The sequence below is a fragment of the Caulobacter sp. ErkDOM-C genome (assembly GCF_048541825.1).
Taxonomy (GTDB): domain Bacteria; phylum Pseudomonadota; class Alphaproteobacteria; order Caulobacterales; family Caulobacteraceae; genus Caulobacter.
The window spans coordinates 3,684,771-3,701,935 of the sequence record NZ_CP183332.1 but is presented as its reverse complement, the minus strand read 5'-3'; the positions used below and the strand labels follow the sequence as shown (position 1 = coordinate 3,701,935).

Annotated in this window: 16 protein-coding genes; 11 read left to right on the top strand and 5 right to left on the bottom strand. The window is 67.2% G+C overall.

Annotation, left to right across the window (positions count from 1 at the left end; all coding sequences use genetic code 11):
* Nucleotides 1-64: 64 nt before the first annotated feature.
* Together ACN2C8_RS17905 and queG are read left to right on the top strand one after the other, a co-directional pair.
* Nucleotides 65-751 carry a glutathione S-transferase family protein gene (locus ACN2C8_RS17905; RefSeq protein WP_419253386.1) on the top strand — a complete coding sequence of 229 codons (687 nt, stop codon included), beginning with the start codon at nucleotides 65-67 and terminating at the stop codon, nucleotides 749-751.
* Nucleotides 732-1,901: a tRNA epoxyqueuosine(34) reductase QueG gene (queG, locus tag ACN2C8_RS17900; RefSeq protein WP_419253384.1), complete on the top strand. Its 1,170-nt coding sequence runs from the start codon at nucleotides 732-734 to the stop codon at nucleotides 1,899-1,901. Before ACN2C8_RS17905 ends, queG begins: the two co-directional genes overlap by 20 nt.
* Before the next feature lie 67 nt (nucleotides 1,902-1,968).
* On the opposite strand, the gene ACN2C8_RS17895 is transcribed toward queG, so the two are convergent.
* Complete coding sequence (locus ACN2C8_RS17895; RefSeq protein WP_419253382.1) at nucleotides 1,969-2,841, bottom strand: UTP--glucose-1-phosphate uridylyltransferase; 873 nt, start codon at nucleotides 2,839-2,841, stop codon at nucleotides 1,969-1,971.
* Between the two features lie 165 nt (nucleotides 2,842-3,006).
* On the opposite strand from ACN2C8_RS17895, the gene ACN2C8_RS17890 reads away from it, so the two are divergent.
* The gene (locus tag ACN2C8_RS17890) at nucleotides 3,007-3,504 is read left to right on the top strand and encodes an FKBP-type peptidyl-prolyl cis-trans isomerase (RefSeq protein WP_419253381.1); all 498 of its coding nucleotides are present in this window, start codon (nucleotides 3,007-3,009) and stop codon (nucleotides 3,502-3,504) included.
* 138 nt (nucleotides 3,505-3,642) lie between these two features.
* Here the strand turns inward: ACN2C8_RS17890 and ACN2C8_RS17885 are convergent, their stop codons facing one another.
* The 3 genes from ACN2C8_RS17885 to rfbC all read right to left on the bottom strand — a co-directional run bounded on the left by ACN2C8_RS17885 (nucleotide 3,643) and on the right by rfbC (nucleotide 6,544).
* The gene (locus tag ACN2C8_RS17885) at nucleotides 3,643-4,845 is read right to left on the bottom strand and encodes a threonine ammonia-lyase (RefSeq protein ID WP_419253380.1); all 1,203 of its coding nucleotides are present in this window, start codon (nucleotides 4,843-4,845) and stop codon (nucleotides 3,643-3,645) included.
* Nucleotides 4,846-4,930: 85 nt separating this feature from the next.
* On the bottom strand, nucleotides 4,931-5,845 hold the full coding sequence (locus tag ACN2C8_RS17880; protein ID WP_419253379.1) for an alpha/beta fold hydrolase: 915 nt from the start codon (nucleotides 5,843-5,845) through the stop codon (nucleotides 4,931-4,933).
* A 135-nt stretch (nucleotides 5,846-5,980) separates the two neighbouring features.
* A complete protein-coding gene (gene rfbC, locus ACN2C8_RS17875; protein ID WP_419253378.1) occupies nucleotides 5,981-6,544 on the bottom strand; it encodes a dTDP-4-dehydrorhamnose 3,5-epimerase in 564 nt (187 codons plus the stop codon).
* Between the two features lie 33 nt (nucleotides 6,545-6,577).
* Here rfbC and ACN2C8_RS17870 point away from each other — a divergent pair, with 33 nt between their 5' ends.
* On the top strand, nucleotides 6,578-7,600 hold the full coding sequence (locus ACN2C8_RS17870; RefSeq protein WP_419253377.1) for a glycosyltransferase family 2 protein: 1,023 nt from the start codon (nucleotides 6,578-6,580) through the stop codon (nucleotides 7,598-7,600).
* A 125-nt stretch (nucleotides 7,601-7,725) separates the two neighbouring features.
* Here ACN2C8_RS17870 and argE read toward each other — a convergent pair whose 3' ends face one another.
* Complete coding sequence (argE, locus tag ACN2C8_RS17865) at nucleotides 7,726-8,901, bottom strand: acetylornithine deacetylase (protein ID WP_419253376.1); 1,176 nt, start codon at nucleotides 8,899-8,901, stop codon at nucleotides 7,726-7,728.
* A 189-nt stretch (nucleotides 8,902-9,090) separates the two neighbouring features.
* On the opposite strand from argE, the gene purU reads away from it, so the two are divergent.
* The 7 genes from purU (at nucleotide 9,091) to ACN2C8_RS17830 (ending at nucleotide 17,120) form a co-directional block, all read left to right on the top strand.
* On the top strand, nucleotides 9,091-9,933 hold the full coding sequence (gene purU, locus ACN2C8_RS17860; protein WP_419253375.1) for a formyltetrahydrofolate deformylase: 843 nt from the start codon (nucleotides 9,091-9,093) through the stop codon (nucleotides 9,931-9,933).
* Nucleotides 9,934-10,009: 76 nt separating this feature from the next.
* On the top strand, nucleotides 10,010-11,074 hold the full coding sequence (gene rfbB / locus ACN2C8_RS17855; RefSeq protein WP_419253374.1) for a dTDP-glucose 4,6-dehydratase: 1,065 nt from the start codon (nucleotides 10,010-10,012) through the stop codon (nucleotides 11,072-11,074).
* Complete coding sequence (gene rfbD / locus ACN2C8_RS17850; RefSeq protein WP_419253373.1) at nucleotides 11,074-11,973, top strand: dTDP-4-dehydrorhamnose reductase; 900 nt, start codon at nucleotides 11,074-11,076, stop codon at nucleotides 11,971-11,973. The genes rfbB and rfbD overlap by 1 nt, the downstream gene beginning before the upstream one ends.
* A gap of 32 nt (nucleotides 11,974-12,005) precedes the next feature.
* The gene (gene rfbA / locus ACN2C8_RS17845; RefSeq protein WP_419253372.1) at nucleotides 12,006-12,875 is read left to right on the top strand and encodes a glucose-1-phosphate thymidylyltransferase RfbA; all 870 of its coding nucleotides are present in this window, start codon (nucleotides 12,006-12,008) and stop codon (nucleotides 12,873-12,875) included.
* Nucleotides 12,876-13,126: 251 nt separating this feature from the next.
* On the top strand, nucleotides 13,127-13,924 hold the full coding sequence (locus tag ACN2C8_RS17840; RefSeq protein ID WP_419253371.1) for an ABC transporter permease: 798 nt from the start codon (nucleotides 13,127-13,129) through the stop codon (nucleotides 13,922-13,924).
* A 5-nt stretch (nucleotides 13,925-13,929) separates the two neighbouring features.
* Nucleotides 13,930-14,676: an ABC transporter ATP-binding protein gene (locus tag ACN2C8_RS17835; protein ID WP_419253370.1), complete on the top strand. Its 747-nt coding sequence runs from the start codon at nucleotides 13,930-13,932 to the stop codon at nucleotides 14,674-14,676.
* Entirely contained in the window at nucleotides 14,673-17,120 is a 2,448-nt protein-coding gene (locus tag ACN2C8_RS17830) for a glycoside hydrolase family 99-like domain-containing protein (RefSeq protein WP_419253369.1), read from the top strand. The genes ACN2C8_RS17835 and ACN2C8_RS17830 overlap by 4 nt, the downstream gene beginning before the upstream one ends.
* The last annotated feature ends 45 nt before the right edge of the window (nucleotides 17,121-17,165 follow it).

The following is a 17,165-nucleotide window of genomic DNA, read 5'->3' as shown; positions in this document are numbered from 1 at the left end:
CAGCAACAGGTTGTTAAGCAAACCGGCGCATCGCTCTGCTGATGCAGCCTGAGCGTAAATGGGCATGAGCGTCGATCGCACCCTTCACCACTTCCCCCTGGACCCCGCCTCGCGACAGGTGCGTCTGGCCCTGGGCGAAAAGCGTCTGGCCTTCGCCGAGGTGCAGGTTCGCTATTGGGAAGGCGCGCCTGACTTTCTGGCTCTGAACCCGTCGGGCGTGACCCCGGTGCTGGTCGAGATCCGCAGCGAGCGCAAGACCGTGGTCTGCGAGACCCGGGCCATCCTGGAACATATCGAGGAGCAGGATCCCGAGCCGGCCCTGCTGGGCCGCGACGCCAGCGAGCGCGCAGAGGCCCGCCGCCTGCTGCAGTGGTTCGACCGCAAGTTCGACAACGAGGTTAACGGCTTCCTGCTGCACGAGAAGATGGAGAAGCGCCTGCTGCGGCTGGGCGCGCCCGATCTGTCGTCGCTTCGTCGGGGTCGCGAGGCCCTGCGCCAGCATCTGGCCTATGTGGATGGCCTGCTGCAGACCCGCGACTGGCTGGCCGGCCGCCGCATGAGCCTGGCCGACTTCGCCGCCGCCGCCCACCTGTCGGTGATCGACTATTTCGGCGATGTGCCCTGGCAGGACTTCCCGACCGCCAAGACGTGGTACATGAAGCTCAAATCGAGGCCCTGCTTCAGGCCCATCCTGGCCGATCGCTGGCCCGGCCTCGCGCCGGCCGCGCATTATGACGACCTCGACTTCTAGTCATCCGAACCAAACTCTGAAGGACGAGATCCGCGCTGAGGCGCTGCGGCTGGGCTTTGACGCCTGCGGCTTCGCCAGCGCCGCCGACGCCTGGCCCAACGGCACCTGGCTGGCCGATTTCGTCGCCCAGGGCTTCCACGGCGACATGGGCTGGATGGAAGAGACCCTGCAGCGCCGCAGCCACCCCACCGCCATGTGGACCGACGCCCGGTCGGCCGTGGTGCTGGGCATGAACTATGGCCCCGACCACGATCCGCTGACCGCCCTGGAGCATTCCGATCGCGCGGCGATCTCGGTCTACGCCCAGGGCGACGACTATCACGACGTGGTCAAGAAGCGGCTGAAACTGCTGGCCGGCTGGATGCACCAGCGGTTTGGCAATGAGGTGAAGGTCTTCGTCGACACCGCCCCGCTGATGGAAAAGCCCCTGGCCCAGCGGGCGGGGCTCGGCTGGCAGGGCAAGCACACCAATCTGGTCTCCCGGCCGTTCGGCTCGTGGCTGTTCCTCGGCTCGGTGCTGACGACGCTGGACCTGCCGCCCGATGCCGCCGAGGTGGATCACTGCGGCTCCTGCCGGGCCTGCCTGGACATCTGCCCCACCCAGGCGTTTCCGGAGCCCAACCGCCTCGATGCCCGGCGTTGCATCTCCTACCTGACCATCGAGCTGGCCGGCCCGATCCCGGCCGAGTTCCGGCCCGCCCTGGGCAACCGCATCTATGGCTGCGACGACTGTCTCGCGGTCTGCCCATGGAACAAGTTCGCCCAGGTTTCCAGCGAGGCGAAGTTCCACGCCCGCGAAGCGCTGAAGGGCCCGTCTCTGGCGCAGCTGGCGGGGCTGGATGACCTGTCGTTCCGGGCGCTGTTTTCCAAGAGCCCGGTCAAGCGCATCGGGCGGGATCGGTTTGTACGCAATGTGCTCTACGCGATCGGCAACAGCGGCGATGCCGGGCTGATGGGCGTGGTTGAGCCGTTGCTGGGCGATCCGGCGCCGGTGGTGCGCGGGGCGGCGGTCTGGGCGGCGCGGCGGCTGGCGCCGGAGCGGGCGAGGGCGCTGCTATCGACGATTGCCGAGGAAGATTCCGACGTCTTGGCGGAGTGGACACTTGCCCCCTCCGCGCTGACGCGCTCCTCCCCCGTAGGGGGAAGATGAAGCGCGCCGACCTCATCTTCCCCCTACCGGGGAGGAGGGTCGCGAAGCGGCCCGGAGGGGGCAAGTCTTACAGCTTCAGCAGATCCTCGATCGCCGACCTTGCCGCCGAGCCCAGCTCAGGATGGGCCAGGGCCATGGCGACATTGGCCCGCAGCAGGCCGATCTTGTCGCCGCAGTCATAGGTGATCCCCTCGTATTCCAGCGCGTGGAAGTCCTGGGTCCCCATCAGCTTCAGCATCGAATCCGTCAGCTGGATCTCGTTGCCGGCGCCCTTCTCCTGGCTGGCCAGCAGATCGAAGATTTCGGGCTGCAGGATGTAGCGGCCGCTGATGAACAGGTTGGAGGGCTCGGTGCCCTTGGCCGGCTTTTCGACCATGCCGGTCATGCGGTTCAGGCGACCGTCCTGGCCGTCCAGCGCCACAATGCCGTACTGGTGGGCCTGGCCGGCCGGGCAGGGCTCGACCACGACGATATTGCCGCCGACCTGGTCATAGGCCTCGATGGCCTGGGCCAGGGCCGAGGTCTGGGCGTGCATGACCATGTCGGGCAGCAGGACGGCGAAGGGCTCGTCGCCGACGATGTCGCGGGCGCACCACACCGCGTGGCCCAGGCCCAGCGGGGCCATCTGGCGCACGAAGCTCATCTCGCCGGGCCTGGGCAGCTCGGCCAGCAGCTCGTCCAGCATCTGCGTCTTGCCCTTGGCCGCCAGGGCGGCCTCCAGCTCGACGTGATGGTCGAAATAGTCCTCGATCGCGCCCTTGCCGCGACCGGTGACGAAGATGAAGTGCTCGATGCCCGCCGCGCGGGCCTCGGCCACGACATAGGACAGGATCGGCCGGTCCACGACGTTCAGCAGTTCCTTCGGGGTCGTCTTGGTGCCCGGAAGCACGCGCGTGCCGAAGCCGGCGACGGGAAGAACAGCCTTGCGGACGGGTTTCATGAGCGCCTCATCAATCCTATGCGGTGGCCGTTTCTAGGGGGCGAAATGGCGAAACGCCACCACCGTTCCGTGAAATCATCGCTGGCGAGGATCGTCCGGCAGGCGGAAGATTGATCTTCGCGCGGAGCCTGCTAGCTGAAACGCCAATTGTCTTCGGAGGCTTCCATGCATCGTCGCACCCTGCTCACCCTTCTGACCGCCGGCGCCGCCGCCTCTCTGGCCGGCTGCGGCAACAAGAAGGCCTCGGAAAACCTGCTGGCCGCCGACGCCTTCATGGCCAAGAACGCCAAGGAACCGGGCGTGGTCACCCTGCCCGAGGGCCTGCAGTACAAGATCGTCCGCTCGGGCCCGAACGGCGGCATGCATCCCACCCGCGCCGACGAGGTGAAGGTTCACTATGAGGGCAAGCTGATCGACGGCACGATCTTCGACAGCAGCTACGAGCGCGGCGCGCCCGCCTCGTTCCCGCTGGACGGCCTGGTGCCGGCCTGGGTCATCGCCCTGCAGCGCATGAAGGCCGGCGACGAGTGGATGCTCTATGTGCCGCCGGCCCTGGGCTATGGCGCCCAGGACAAGGGCCCGATCCCCGGCAACAGCGTGATGATCTTCAGGATCGAGCTGATCGACGTGCTGCGCGCGCCGACGGGGACGCCGAAGGGGTAGCGATCGTAAATCCTCCCCCTGGCGGGGGAGGTGTCGGCCCATTCGGGCCGACGGAGGGGGAAGTGACTGCTGACTCATTGCGGTCTACCCCCACCGGCCTCCGGCCGCCTCCCCCTTCAGGGGGAGGACTTTGCTCCTCTAAACCGGCCGCGGCGGATAGCCCTTCTCGCGCAGGGCGTCGATGATTTCCTGGGTGTGCTGGGCGTCGCGGGTCTCGATGGTGATGTCGAACTCCGCGCCCTTGGCCGGCACGTCCAGGGCCAGGCGGTTGTGGTTGACCTCGATGATATTGGCGCCCATCACGCCGATCACATTGGCCACGGTCGACAGCAGGCCCGGGCGGTCGTCGCCGACGATGCGCAGGGACACCAGCCGCTGGGCGCGGACCAGTTCGCGGGTCAGCACCGAGGCCAGCAGGCGGGTGTCGATATTGCCGCCGCACAGGATCAGGCCGCACTTCTTGCCCCGGAAGCGTTCCGGATAGGCCAGCAGCGCCGCCAGCGAGGCCGCGCCTGCGCCCTCGGCGATGGTCTTCTCGACATTGCAGTACAGCGCCACAGCCTGCTCGATATGCGGCTCTTCCAGCAGCAGAACATCGTCGATCAGCGGGCGGGCGACGCCATAGGTCAGCTCGCCCACGGTCTTGACCGCCACGCCCTCGGCAATGGTCTGGCCGCCGCAATGGGCGGTAATGCCGCGCATCTTGGCGGTGAAGGATGGATACATGGCCGGCTCGCAGCCGATGATCCGGATGTCGGGCTTCAGCGCCTTGGCCGCCGTGGCCACGCCGCTGATCAGGCCGCCGCCGCCGATCGGCACCGGCAGGATCTCCAGATCGGGCGCGTCTTCCAGCATCTCCAGGGCGATGGTGCCCTGGCCAGCCATGATGTCGTAGTCGTCGAACGGGTGGACGAAGGTCAGGCCCTGCTCTTCGCGCAGGCGCAGGGCGTGGGCATTGGCGTCGTCATAGCTTTCGCCCTCGATGATCACCGTCGCGCCGAAGTCGCGGGTGTGCTGCACCTTCACGAAGGGCGTGGTCTTGGGCATGACGATGGTCACGGGCACGCCCAGCCGGGCGCCGTGATAGGCCAGGCCCTGGGCATGGTTGCCGGCGCTGGCGGCGATGACGCCCTTGGCCTTCTCGGCGTCGGACAAGAGCATGAGTTTGTTGAGCGCGCCGCGCTCCTTGTAGGCGGCCGTGAACTGCAGGTTCTCGAACTTCACCCAGACCTCGGCGCCGGTAATCTTCGACAGGGTCTTGGAATAGCGGCACGGGGTGCGCTCGATATGGCCCTTAAGGCGGCCGGCGGCGGCCTGGATGGCGGCGAGGTCGAGAGTCATGGGCTACCTGTCTGGACGCGGAACAAAGGCGGCGTCCCGGCGCGTCTAGCACAGTCGACCCGCGCTCCGCACGCCTTGCGGCGCTTCAGGCCGCGCGATCCAGCAGGTCGGCGATGGCGGTCCAGGCCTCTGGCTCGGTGAGCATTGGCGCGTGACCGACGCCGGGAACCTCGACCACCGCCATGTCAGGCGCGGCGGCGCACATTCGTTCCACGATCGGCGGGTCGATCAGGTCGGAAATGCCGCCGCGCACCAGCAGCACCGGGCGGTCCTTCGTCAGGGCGCGGAACAGCGGATACATGTCCGGCGCCAGGGCCGAGGCGCCGGTCTTGTCGGCGGAGTCCTTCGCGGCGGCCGCAGCCGCCTTGATCGGGGCGGAGATGTCCGGATCGCAGGCCAGGACAAAGCCGCCGTCCTTCTCATCGAAGACCCGGCGCGCGAACCGGTCCCAGTCGGCGTCGCCATGGGCGGGAAAGGCCGCCTGGTTGATGCGGCGGGCATAGTCGACGGCCTCGGGCCAGGTCTCGAACCGGCTGGCCCCGCCGGCATAGGCGGCGATGCGGGTCAGGCCGACCGGCGAAAGTTCGGGTCCGACATCGTTGAGCACCACCGCCGCGATGGCTTCCGGCTTGAACGACGCCAGGACCATGGTGATCAGGCCGCCCATGCTGGTGCCGACGAACACCGCCCGCTCGATCCCGGTGGCGGCCAGCAGGGCCACGATGTCGCCGGCATAGGTCCCGGGGTGATAGTTCAGCGGCTGCGGATCCCAGGCCGACAGGCCCCGACCGCGCACATCGACCGCCAGCACGCGGCGGCCCGTGGCGGCGATCAGGGGTGCCAGATCCTCAAAATCGCGGGCGTTGCGGGTCAGGCCGTGGATGCAGATCACCGGCAGACCGGTGGTTTCGCCCCCAACAATGCCCATCGGGGCGTAGTCGCGGGCGTGCAGCGGCAGGCCTTCGCCAGAGGTCCAGAACAGGTCGGTGAAGCCGGTCATGCGCGGTCCTTGTGAGCAAGTCCTCCCCCTGGCGGGGGAGGTGTCGGCGGAGCCGACGGAGGGGGAAGTCCCGGCCCATTCATTGCCGACTTCCCCCTCCGACCTTCGGTCGCCTCCCCCCTCAGGGGGAGGATTTTAGGCCTCGTAAACGAACGGCGAGTCGATCTCGGCCAGCAGGGGCGCGGCCTCGTCGCGGGCATTGGCCCCGATGTCGGCATTGGCGATGGTCCAGTCGATGCCGATGGCCGGGTCGTTCCAGCGCACGCCGCCCTCGGCCGACGGGGTGTAGTAGTCGGTGCACTTGTAGAGCACCTCGCAGTCGTCGCTGAGCGTGCAATAGCCGTGGGCGAAGCCCTGCGGCACCAGCAGCTGCTGGCGGTTTTCCGCCGACAGCTCTGCCCCTACCCACTGGCCATAGGTCGGCGAGCCTTTGCGGATGTCGACGGCCACATCGAAGATCGACCCGACCACGCAGCGCAGCAGCTTGTCCTGGGCGTGGGGCGGCTTCTGATAGTGCAGGCCGCGCTGGATGCCGCGGGTGGTCGAGCGCACATGGTTGTCCTGCACGAAGGGGCGGGTGAAGCCAGCCTCCTCCAGCGCCGACTGACGGAAGGTCTCGGAAAACCAGCCGCGCTCGTCGCCATGCCGGGCGGGCGTGATAAGCAGGACCTCGGGAATCGCCAGGGGGGTGATTTTCATGACCAGAACGCTCCAGGGACAAGTTCGCCACCGATGCCGTCTGGAACCGCCGATGACAAGAGCGCGCCAAGCATCAGCGTGATCATCGTCTCGTATGAGAGCGGTCCGACCCTGCAACGCTGCCTGGCGGGGCTGGCCGCCCAGACCTTCACCGATTTCGAAATCCTGCTGGTCGACAACGCCTCGACCGACGGCGCGCCCCAGGCCGCCGTCGCCGCTGACCCGGCGATCCGCTTCCTCGAGCCGGGCGCCAATCTGGGCTTCGCGGCCGGCAATAATCTGGCGGTCAAGTCGGCGAGGGGCCGCTGGCTGGCCCTGCTCAATCCCGACGCCTATCCCGAGCCCGGCTGGCTGGCCGCCCTGATGGACGGCGCGGCCCGGCATTCGACCGTCGAGAGCTTCGCCTCGCTGCAGACCTCGGCCGACGATCCGGCCGTGCTGGACGGGGCCGGCGACAACATGACCTCGGCCGGGATTCCCTTCCGGGGCGGCTATGGCCGCAGGCTGCCGGCGAACCTGCCGGAGGGCGAGGTGTTCTCGTCATGCGGCGCGGCCATGCTGATCGACAAGGCGCTGTTTGAAGACCTCGGCGGCTTTGACGAGCGGTTCTTCTGCTACTGCGAGGATGTGGATCTGGGCTATCGCCTGCGCCTGACCGGGCGGACGACCCTGCTGCTGCCGGATGCGCGGGTGGCCCATGTGGGCTCGGCCAGCACCGGCGTGCGCTCGGACTTCGCCATCTTCCACGGCTCGCGCAACCGCATCTGGACCTTCATCAAGAACACCCCGCCGCTGCTGCTGTGGCTGACCACGCCGCTGCATGTGGCGGTGACGGCGGGCCTGCTGCTCCTGCACCTGCGCCGGGGCGACGCCGGGCCGGCGGTGCGCGGCATCAAGGCGGCACTGACACAGCCGGCGCTGGACGCGGTGCTGGCCGACCGCAAGACGGTTCAGGCGCGGCGCAGGGCGGGTTCAGGCGCGATCCTGCGGGTGATGTCGATCGACCCGGCGGCCTTCATCGGGCGGCGGTTCGTGATCCGGAAAGCGAAGCTCTGAATTTTCCCGTCATCCCGCGACGTGTTCACGGGACCCATGGTTCAGCTTCGACGTGAAATTTCGTCCTGCTCCGCACTTGCGGCGGACAGATGGGTCCCGCGAACCAGTCGCGGGATGACGGAGATCTAGAGGGAAAGATCCTCGATCAACCGCGCCATGAACGCCGCCCCGCGCTGCATCTGGGAGATCTCCACGAACTCATCGGGCTGATGGGCCTGGTCAATGGACCCCGGACCGCAGATCACCGTTGAAAAGCCCGCCCCCTGGAACTGCCCGGCCTCGGCGGCATAGGGCACCACGCGGCCCGGGCCATTGTCGCCGGCCATGCGGCGGGCGAAGGCTTCGGCGACGCCGTCGACTTCCGGCGCGAAGGCGGGGGTCAGCGAGCGGCGCTCAACCTTGACCCCGGCCTCGGACGCGCGGGTCTTCAGCTCGGCGTCCATGGCGGCGGCCTTGGCGAAGAAGTCGGCCAGGATCGCCATAGGATCCATCCCCGGCGGGGTGCGCAGATCGAAGATGAACACGCATTCGCGGGCCAGGATATTGACCGCTGTGCCGCCATTGACCTGGCCGATGGTCAGGGTCGCGCCCTTGGGCGTGAACGGCGAGGCGGGATCAGCCTCGCGCGCCAGTGTCTCGGAAAGCTCGACAAGGCCCGCCATCAACTTGACGGCCGCCATATTGGCCGAGACGCCCAGATGGGTCAGGCTGGAATGGGCCTCGCGACCTGAAACCGTGACCCGGAACGAGGCAATGCCCTTGTGGCCGCTGACGGCGACCATGTCGGTGGGCTCGCCGACCACCACCAGGGCAGGCTTGGGCAGGTCGCGGGCGATGACGGCGATCATGTCGGGCGCGCCGAGGCAGCCGACCTCCTCGTCATAGGAGAAGGCCAGGTGCACGGGCTTGCTAAGCGTCGCGGCCGCCAGGTCCGGCGCGGCGGCCAGGGCCAGGGCCAGGAAGCCCTTCATGTCGCAGGTCCCGCGCCCATAGAGGCGGCCGTCACGCTCGGTCAGCACGAACGGATCGGTCGACCAGGGCTGGCCGTCGACCGGCACCACATCGGTATGGCCCGACAGCACGATGCCGCCCTCCACCGCCGGGCCGATGCTGGCCATGAGATTCGACTTGGTCCCATCGGCGTTAGGCACCCGCCGCGAGGCGACCCCCAGGTCGGACAGATAGGCCTCGACCCATTCGATCAGGGCCAGGTTGGACAGGCGCGAGGTGGTGTCGAACGACACCAGCCTGGCCAGAAGGTCGATGGCGCGGTCGGACAGCGCTTCGGAAGAGGATGCCATGGTGCGAGCCTAGACCTGTCTCCCTGCTACTGCCTAGCCGCACACGACCAGATCGCGACCCCGCGTCCGTTCGGAGGCATGCCCGTGCGCAAACCCGGCGATTTTCCGCGCGCCGCGAGCGATTTCAGCCTCTCGCGGCCGGGCTCACCGCTTTTCTTCAGCGCGACAAGCCTCTAGAGGGAGCGGACCATGATCCTGACCCTCTCCTGTCCCGACCAGCGCGGCATCGTCGCCAAGGTGTCCGCCTTCCTGTTCGAGCGCGGCTGCAACATTCTCGACGCCCAGCAGTTCGACGATCAGGAGACCGGCCAGTTCTTCATGCGGGTGGTGTTCGATGCCGACCAGGCGGACCACGACGCCCTGCGCGCCGACTTCACGGTGGTGGCGACCGCCCTGGCGATGAAATGGACCCTGCGCGACCGCACCGACCGTTACCGGGTGATGATCCTGGCCAGCAAGTTCGACCACTGCCTGGCCGACCTCGTCTATCGCTGGAAGATCGGCGAGCTGCCGATGGAGATCGCCGCCGTCGTCGCCAACCACCCGGCGCAGACCTATGCCAATGTCGACCTGACGGGCCTGCCCTTCCATCACCTGCCGGTGACCAAGGAGACCAAGTTCGAGCAGGAAGCCGCCCTGTGGCAGCTGATCCAGGACACCCGGACCGACATCGTCGTGCTGGCCCGCTACATGCAGGTGCTGTCAGAGGGGCTGTCGGCCAAGCTGGCCGGGCGCTGCATCAATATTCACCACTCGTTCCTGCCGGGCTTCAAGGGCGCCAAGCCCTATCATCAGGCCCATGCGCGGGGCGTGAAGGTGATCGGGGCCTCGGCCCACTACGTCACCGGCGACCTGGACGAAGGTCCGATCATCGAGCAGGACGTAGAGCGTATCAGCCATCGCGACACGCCCGAGGACCTGATCCGCAAGGGCCGCGACATCGAGCGCCGCGTCCTGGCCCGCGCCCTGCGCTATCGCCTGGAAGACCGGGTGCTGCTGAACGGCCGCAAGACGGTGGTGTTCACCGACTAGTCGCCCGGGAGAAGCGGGTTGCGCGCCGCTGGACTTCTAAGCTACGGGGCGGGCTAGGTATTCTGAAGGAACCGGCATGTCGCGCAACCTCCGTATCCTGGTCACTGGCGGCTGCGGCTTTATCGGCTCGGCGGTCTGTCGCTATCTGGCCAGCCTGGGCGACGCGGCGATCCTCAATTTCGACGCCATGACCTATGCGGCGTCCGAGACCAGCCTGGCTGATCTGCGCGGCCATAACAGTTATTCATTCGTGAAGGGCGACGTGGCCGACGCCTCGGCGGTCGCCGAAGCCATCGCCGCGTTCAAGCCGACCCACATCATGCACCTGGCCGCCGAGTCGCATGTCGACCGCTCGATCACCGGTCCCGGCGCCTTCATCCAGACCAATATCATCGGCACCTATGTGATGCTGCAGGCTGCGCTGGAGTACTGGCGCAGCCTGGACAGCGAGGCCGCCCAGGCCTTCCGCTTCCACCACATCTCGACCGACGAAGTGTTCGGCAGCCTGGGGGCCGAGGGGCTGTTTTCCGAGACCACGCCCTATGATCCGCGCTCGCCCTATTCGGCCTCGAAGGCCTCGTCCGATCACATGGTCCGCGCCTGGCATCACACCTATGGCCTGCCGATAGTCATCTCCAACTGCTCCAACAATTACGGGCCCTATCACTTCCCAGAGAAGCTGATCCCGCTGGTCACGCTGAACGCCCTCGAGGGCAAGCCGCTGCCGGTCTATGGCAAGGGCGACAATGTCCGCGACTGGCTGTATGTCGACGACCACGCCAAGGCCCTGGTGCTGATCGCCACAAAGGGCGTGGTCGGCGAGAGCTACAATGTCGGCGGCCGAAATGAGCGGACCAATCTGGAGGTGGTGGAAGCCATCTGCGACCTGCTGGACGAGCTGCGCCCGCAGGCGGGGCTGAAGCGTCGCGACCTGATCCAGTTCGTCCATGATCGTCCCGGCCACGACGCCCGCTACGCCATCGACGCCACCAAGCTGGAAACCGAGCTGGGCTGGAAGGCCGAAGAGAACTTCGACACCGGCCTGCGCAAGACCGTCGAATGGTACCTGGCCCGCGAGGACTGGTGGCGGCCGCTGCGCGAGCGCTATGACGGTCAGCGTCTGGGGTTGAAGACCGCTTGATGTCTTCCTCAAATACGGATGGTCCGCGTGTTGCGCTGTTTGGCGCCAACGGCCAGCTGGGCCACGACCTGGCGGCTATCGCCGCGTCGCGCGGCCTGACCCTGATCGCCCTGCAACGTCCGCAGTTCGATGCGACCGATCTGGCCGGGCTGGACGCGGCCCTGGCCGATCTGGACTTCGACGTCGCCATCAACAGCGTCGCTGTCACCCGCGTGGACGACTGCGAGAAGGACGCAGGCCCGGCCGTGGCCATCAACGCCGATTTCGCCCAGGCGCTGGCCAGGACCTGCGCCCGCAAAAAAGCCCGGCTCGTCCAGGTCTCGACCGACTACGTGTTCGGCGGCCAGGCCTCGCGCCAGCCGCTGGACGAGGATGCGACCCCGGCCCCGATCAATGTCTACGGGCAGACCAAGCTGCAGGGCGAAGCCCTGGCCAGCCAGGCTCATGACGACGTTATCGTGGCCCGCGTCGCGTCGCTGTTCGGGGTGGCCGGGGCCAGCGGCAAGGGCGGCAACTTCGTCGAGACCATGATCCGCTTCGGGCGCGAGCGCGGGGCGCTGAAGGTCGTCGCCGACCAGGTCATGTCACCGACCAGTTCCTGGGACGCCGCCGAGGCGATCCTCGACCTGATCAGGGTCGAGGCCCCGGCCGGCCTCTATCACGTGGTCAATTCCGGCGCGGCCAGCTGGCATGAATTCGCCAGCGCCATTATCGATCGGGCCGGCGTTGCCGCCACCGTCTCGCCGATCCCCACCTCCGACTTTCCGACCCCGGCCCGCCGCCCGCCCTACAGCGTTCTGGCCAACGCCAAGGTCGAAAAGGCGCTGGGCCGATCCATGCCGGCGTGGCAAGACGCTCTGGACAGATATTTGACGGCCAAAGGTCACCGACAGACGTGACCGATCGCGCGGGGCAGTAGGGGTACTATTCCATGAAGGGCATCATCCTGGCCGGCGGATCGGGCACGCGCCTGCACCCGGTGACCAAGGGCGTCAGCAAGCAGCTGCTGCCGGTCTACGACAAGCCGATGATCTATTATCCGATCTCGATCCTGATGATGGCGGGCATCCGCGACATCATGATCATCAGCACGCCGCGCGACCTGCCGCTTTTCCAGGGCCTGCTGGGCGACGGCTCCGATTGGGGCGTCAATTTCGTCTATGCCGAGCAGCCCGAGCCCACGGGCCTGGCCGACGCCTATCGCATCGGCGCGCAGTTCGTCGGCAACGGTCCCTCGACCCTGATCCTCGGCGACAACCTGTTCTATGGCGCGGGCATGGGCCGGATGCTGGAGGGCGCGGCGACTCGCGCCCAGAACGGCGCCTCGGTCTTCGCCTATCTGGTCAAGGACCCGGATCGTTACGGGGTCGTCGAGTTCGACGAGGACAACCGCGCTGTCAGCATCGAGGAAAAGCCGGTCCAGCCGCGCTCCAACTGGGCGGTGACCGGCCTCTACATGTACGACAACAAGGTGGTGGACTATGCCCGCGACCTGAAGCCGTCGGCGCGCGGCGAGCTGGAAATCACCGACATCAACCGCCTCTATCTGGAGAGTGGCGCCCTGTCGGTCGAGCGCATGGGCCGGGGCTTTGCCTGGCTCGACACCGGCACCCATGACAGCCTGCTGGAAGCCTCGGAATTCGTGCGCGCCATCGAGCACCGGCAGGGCCTGAAGATCGGCTGCTGCGAGGAGGTCGCCTACCAGAACCGCTGGATCAATACCGACCAGTTGCTGGGCCTGGCGCATGGCCTGCAGAAGTCGCCCTACGGCGCCTATCTGCGCTCGCTGGCCGAGAGCTGAACGGCCTTCCAGCCACCCCGAACCGCCGCGCGCGACATCGTCACTGATCGTTGTTCCAGATCGCTGAATGGGCGAAAACACCCAGAAGAATCAGCGGGGTCGCGCCGCGGGATCAGCGGTTCCCCAAGCATCCAAGGCCTGTTAAGAAGACGCCCGCTCCGACGGAGCGAGAAGCTGGGCCGCTTCACCCGCCGCCAACCTGTTTTCGAGAGTTTCCGGATTTGTTTGCCGTCAACAGGAATGGCTTCTGAATGAGCCTCTTCGGAAGTTTCCAAGCCGCCGCGCTGGACCTTTACCGCGGTGTGCTCCTGACGCCTCTGTGGTGGCGGGTCAGCGTCGAGCAGACCGTGACGCGGTATCGCCGCAGCCTGCTGGGCCCCGTCTGGATGGCCAGCACCACCTTGGCCACAGCCTTCTCCCTGGCCATCGTCTTTGGTTCGATCTTTGGCGGTGACGCCAAGGCCAACCTGTCCTTCATCATGATCGGCGTGGTCGGCTGGTCGATCACTGGCGGCATCCTGCCCGAGATCGCCAATACCTTCGTCAATGCCGCAGGCGTCATGCAGGTGCGCAACCTGCCTCTGAGCTTTCATGCCTTCCAGCAGATGAGCAAGACCTTCATCAACTTCCTCCACCAGGTCGTGGGGCTGTGGCTGGTGCTGATGCTGATGAAGCTGGCGGTGATCCCGCACTGGACCCTGCTGGTGAACCTGCCCATCGCCCTGCTGACAGGCCTGTTCATCAGCATTCCGCTGGGCATGATCTCAGTGCGTTTCCGCGACATCAACTATATGGTCGGTTTTGTCGCCCAGAGCCTGTTCATGCTCACACCGGTGTTTTGGAAGCGCACACAGGTTCCCGAGTCCATGCGCTGGATCGTCGATCTCAACCCCTTCAGCCACCTGCTCGAGATTGTCCGGCAGCCGTTGATGGGCGCCGCAGCGCCGCTCCACGATGTCTACGCGTCGCTGGCCTTCCTCGGCGTTGCCGCTCTGCTTACGCTGATCAGTCTGACCCTGGTCCGCACCCGCGTCGTGTTCTGGCTGTAGGCGACATGAACAGTTCCATCGAACTCACCGACGTCACGCTCGACTACAATCTCTACAGCGTACGCGCCCAGTCGCTGCGCAACACCGTGCTGAACATGGCCGTCGGCGGCCGCCTGATCCAGGCCGGCAAGGATGTGACCTTCGTGCGGGCGCTATCGAACGTCAGCCTCAAGCTGCAGGAAGGCGACCGCCTGGCCGTGATCGGCCACAACGGTTCGGGCAAGACCTCGCTGCTGAAGATCCTGGCCGGCATCTATTCGCCAACCTCGGGCAAGGTGGATGTGCGCGGGCGGATCAGTTCGATGATCTCGATCTCGGTCGGCCTCGACATCGAAGCCTCGGGTCTGGAAAATATCCGCAACCTGGCCATGATGCAGATGATGTCGGACCGCGAGATCAAGAAGCGCATGCCGTCCATCATCGAGTTCTCCGGCCTGGGGGCTTTCGTCCACATGCCGCTGAAAACCTATTCGGCCGGCATGGCCGCGCGCCTGACTTTCTCGGTGGCCACCCAGATGGACGCCGACATCCTGATCATGGACGAGTGGATCAGCGCCGGCGACGCCGACTTCCAGAAGCGGGCCGCCGACCGCCTCAACAGCATGGTCGATTCCGCCAAGATCGTTGTCCTGGCCACCCACGACTATCAACTGGCCGCCAAGGTCTGCAACAAGGTCATGACCATGGAATCCGGCGTGCCGACCTTCCTTGGGACCACCGAGGAATGGCTCGAGAGAAGCAGCGCCGCGTGAGCGAGCGGCTTCCCGCGCCCCGGAAGGCCGTCGAGCCCGCCGGATCGCCCGGCCAGTTCAGGGCCCAGACCGCCGACGCGGAGATGCTGCTTCGCCTGACCCGGGCCGAGCAGCCAGCCTTCGACGATGTCGCGTCGGTTCGCGTGACCGTGAAGATCCGCGCCCTCGAGGGACAGATCGAGGCCCCCAGCCTGCTGATCGACTGGGGCGACGGCCTGGATTTGGCAACGCCTGTAGGCTTGAAACGGCTTGGCGACGACGCCTATGTCGTCGTGGCCCACACCAATGCCGGCGCCCTGAGCCAGATCGTTCTGCGCCCGTCCGCCACGCCGTGCCTGTTTGAACTGACCGCGTTCCAGGTCGATCCAGCGGCCGAGCCGGCGCCCGGCGCCCCACGCCTGACAGCCCCCCGCCGGCTGCTGCGGACCGCGCTTCGCCGGCTGTCGCCTGCCGCCGCGCGCGGGATCCGGATCGTCCTGCGGACCCTGCGCGATCCCAAGAGCACAATGCGTCTGGCGCGTCAGACCATGAGAAATCGACGCCAGGATCCCTGGCGCGAGTCCTACCAGCACGCCTTTGACGTAGCGCGACACGCCTTCAGCCCCCACTTCGCCGCCCCGGCCCTGAACCCGCCGCCGCGCGCCGACGATGCGCCCAGGGTGCTGGCCTTCTACCTGCCGCAGTACCATCCGTTCCCGGAAAACGATCAGTGGTGGGGCAAGGGCTTCACCGAGTGGACCAATGTCAGCAAGGCCACGCCCCAGTTCGTGGGCCACTACCAGCCGCGCCTGCCTGGCGAGCTGGGCTTCTACGACCTGCGGGTTCCCGAGGTGCTGCAGGCCCAGGCCCAGATGGCCCGCAGCGCCGGCGTCGACGCCTTCTGCTTCCACTACTACTGGTTCGGCGGCAAACGGCTGCTGGAGCGCCCGCTAGACGCCTTTGTCGCCGACCCGCAGATCGACCTGCCGTTCGCCCTGTGCTGGGCCAACGAGAACTGGACCCGGCGCTGGGACGGCGACGAGCAGGACGTCCTGATGGCCCAGGACCATTCGCCGGAAGACGACCTGGCCCTGCTCGACGACCTGGCCCGCTACATGGCCTCGCCGCGCTATGTGCGGGTGGGCGGCAAGCCGCTGCTGATCGTCTATCGCCCCGACACCCTGCCCGACGCGGCGGCCACGCTGGAGCGCTGGCGCAACCGCGCCCGAGAGCGCGGGATCGGCGAGTTGTTCATCCTGTGCACCAACGCCTTTGGCTTCTCGGCCTGGCGTGACGCCGGCTTCGACGGCCTGGTCGAGTTTCCGCCCCACGCCCTGCAGAGGGGCGAGATCACCGAGACGGTCGAGCGCCTGAACCTGGATTTCGCGGGGCGGATCTACGACTACGACACCGTCGTCGAGGAGCGGATCGAGGCGCTGGAGCGTCGCGAAGACGCCCGCGTCTATCCCGGCGTCATGCCCTCCTGGGACAACGAGGCGCGCAAGCCGGGCTGCGGCAACATCTTCCACAATGTCACGCCGCAGCGCTTCCACGACTGGGTCGGCGCCGCCCTGGACTGCACGACGCGCCTGGCCCCGCCCGACGAGCGGCTGGTGTTCGTCAACGCCTGGAACGAATGGGGCGAGGGAACCTATCTGGAGCCCGACCGCTGGCTGGGCCACGCCTCGGCCCAGGCCCTGCGCAACGCCGTGGCCATCCGTGCGCCGGCTCCCGCGCGCGACCATCCCGCCGTAGCCGCCTCGCGCCAAGGCCCCCGGACGCGTGACGCGGTCATGCTGTTCCACATCTTCTACGCCGATCTGGTCGACGACCTGGCCCAGCGGCTGGCGCCGCTGCGGGGCGGCATGGACGCCATCATCACCTTCCCCGAGCAGTGGCCGACGACGGCGGTCGACGCCCTGGCCAGGGCCGTTCCGGGCGCGGTCTTGGTCCCCCTGCCCAATCACGGCCGTGACGTGGTTCCGTTCCTGACAGCGCTGAAGATCGCGCGGGCGCGCGGCCATACGGTGTTCTGCAAGGCCCATACGAAGAAGTCGCCGCACCGTTCGGACGGCGCGGCCTGGCGGGATCGGTTGCTGGACGGCCTGATGTCGCCCGAACGCGCGCGGACGGCGCTGGCGGCGTTCGCCGAGGATGAACGGCTAGGCCTTCTGGCGCCAGAGAACGCCCGGATGCTGTTCAGCGACCCCGGTGTCATGACCCACAACGCCGAGGGCGTGGACCAGCTCTCCCGCGAACTGAACTTCCGCTATGGCCCCGACACCGCCTTCCCGGCCGGCACCATGTTCTGGGGTCGCATCGCGGCGTTCGAGGCGCTGGTCGGTCACGATCTGACGTTTGAGCCTGAACTGGGTCGGGTGGACGGCACCCTGGCCCACGCCTTTGAGCGCAGCGTCGGCTGCCTGGTCGAAACGGCCGGCTTCCGGGTGCAATGGAGCCTGTAGGGCCCTGAAACGAAAAGGGGCGCGCCAGGCGCGCCCCTTGGTATT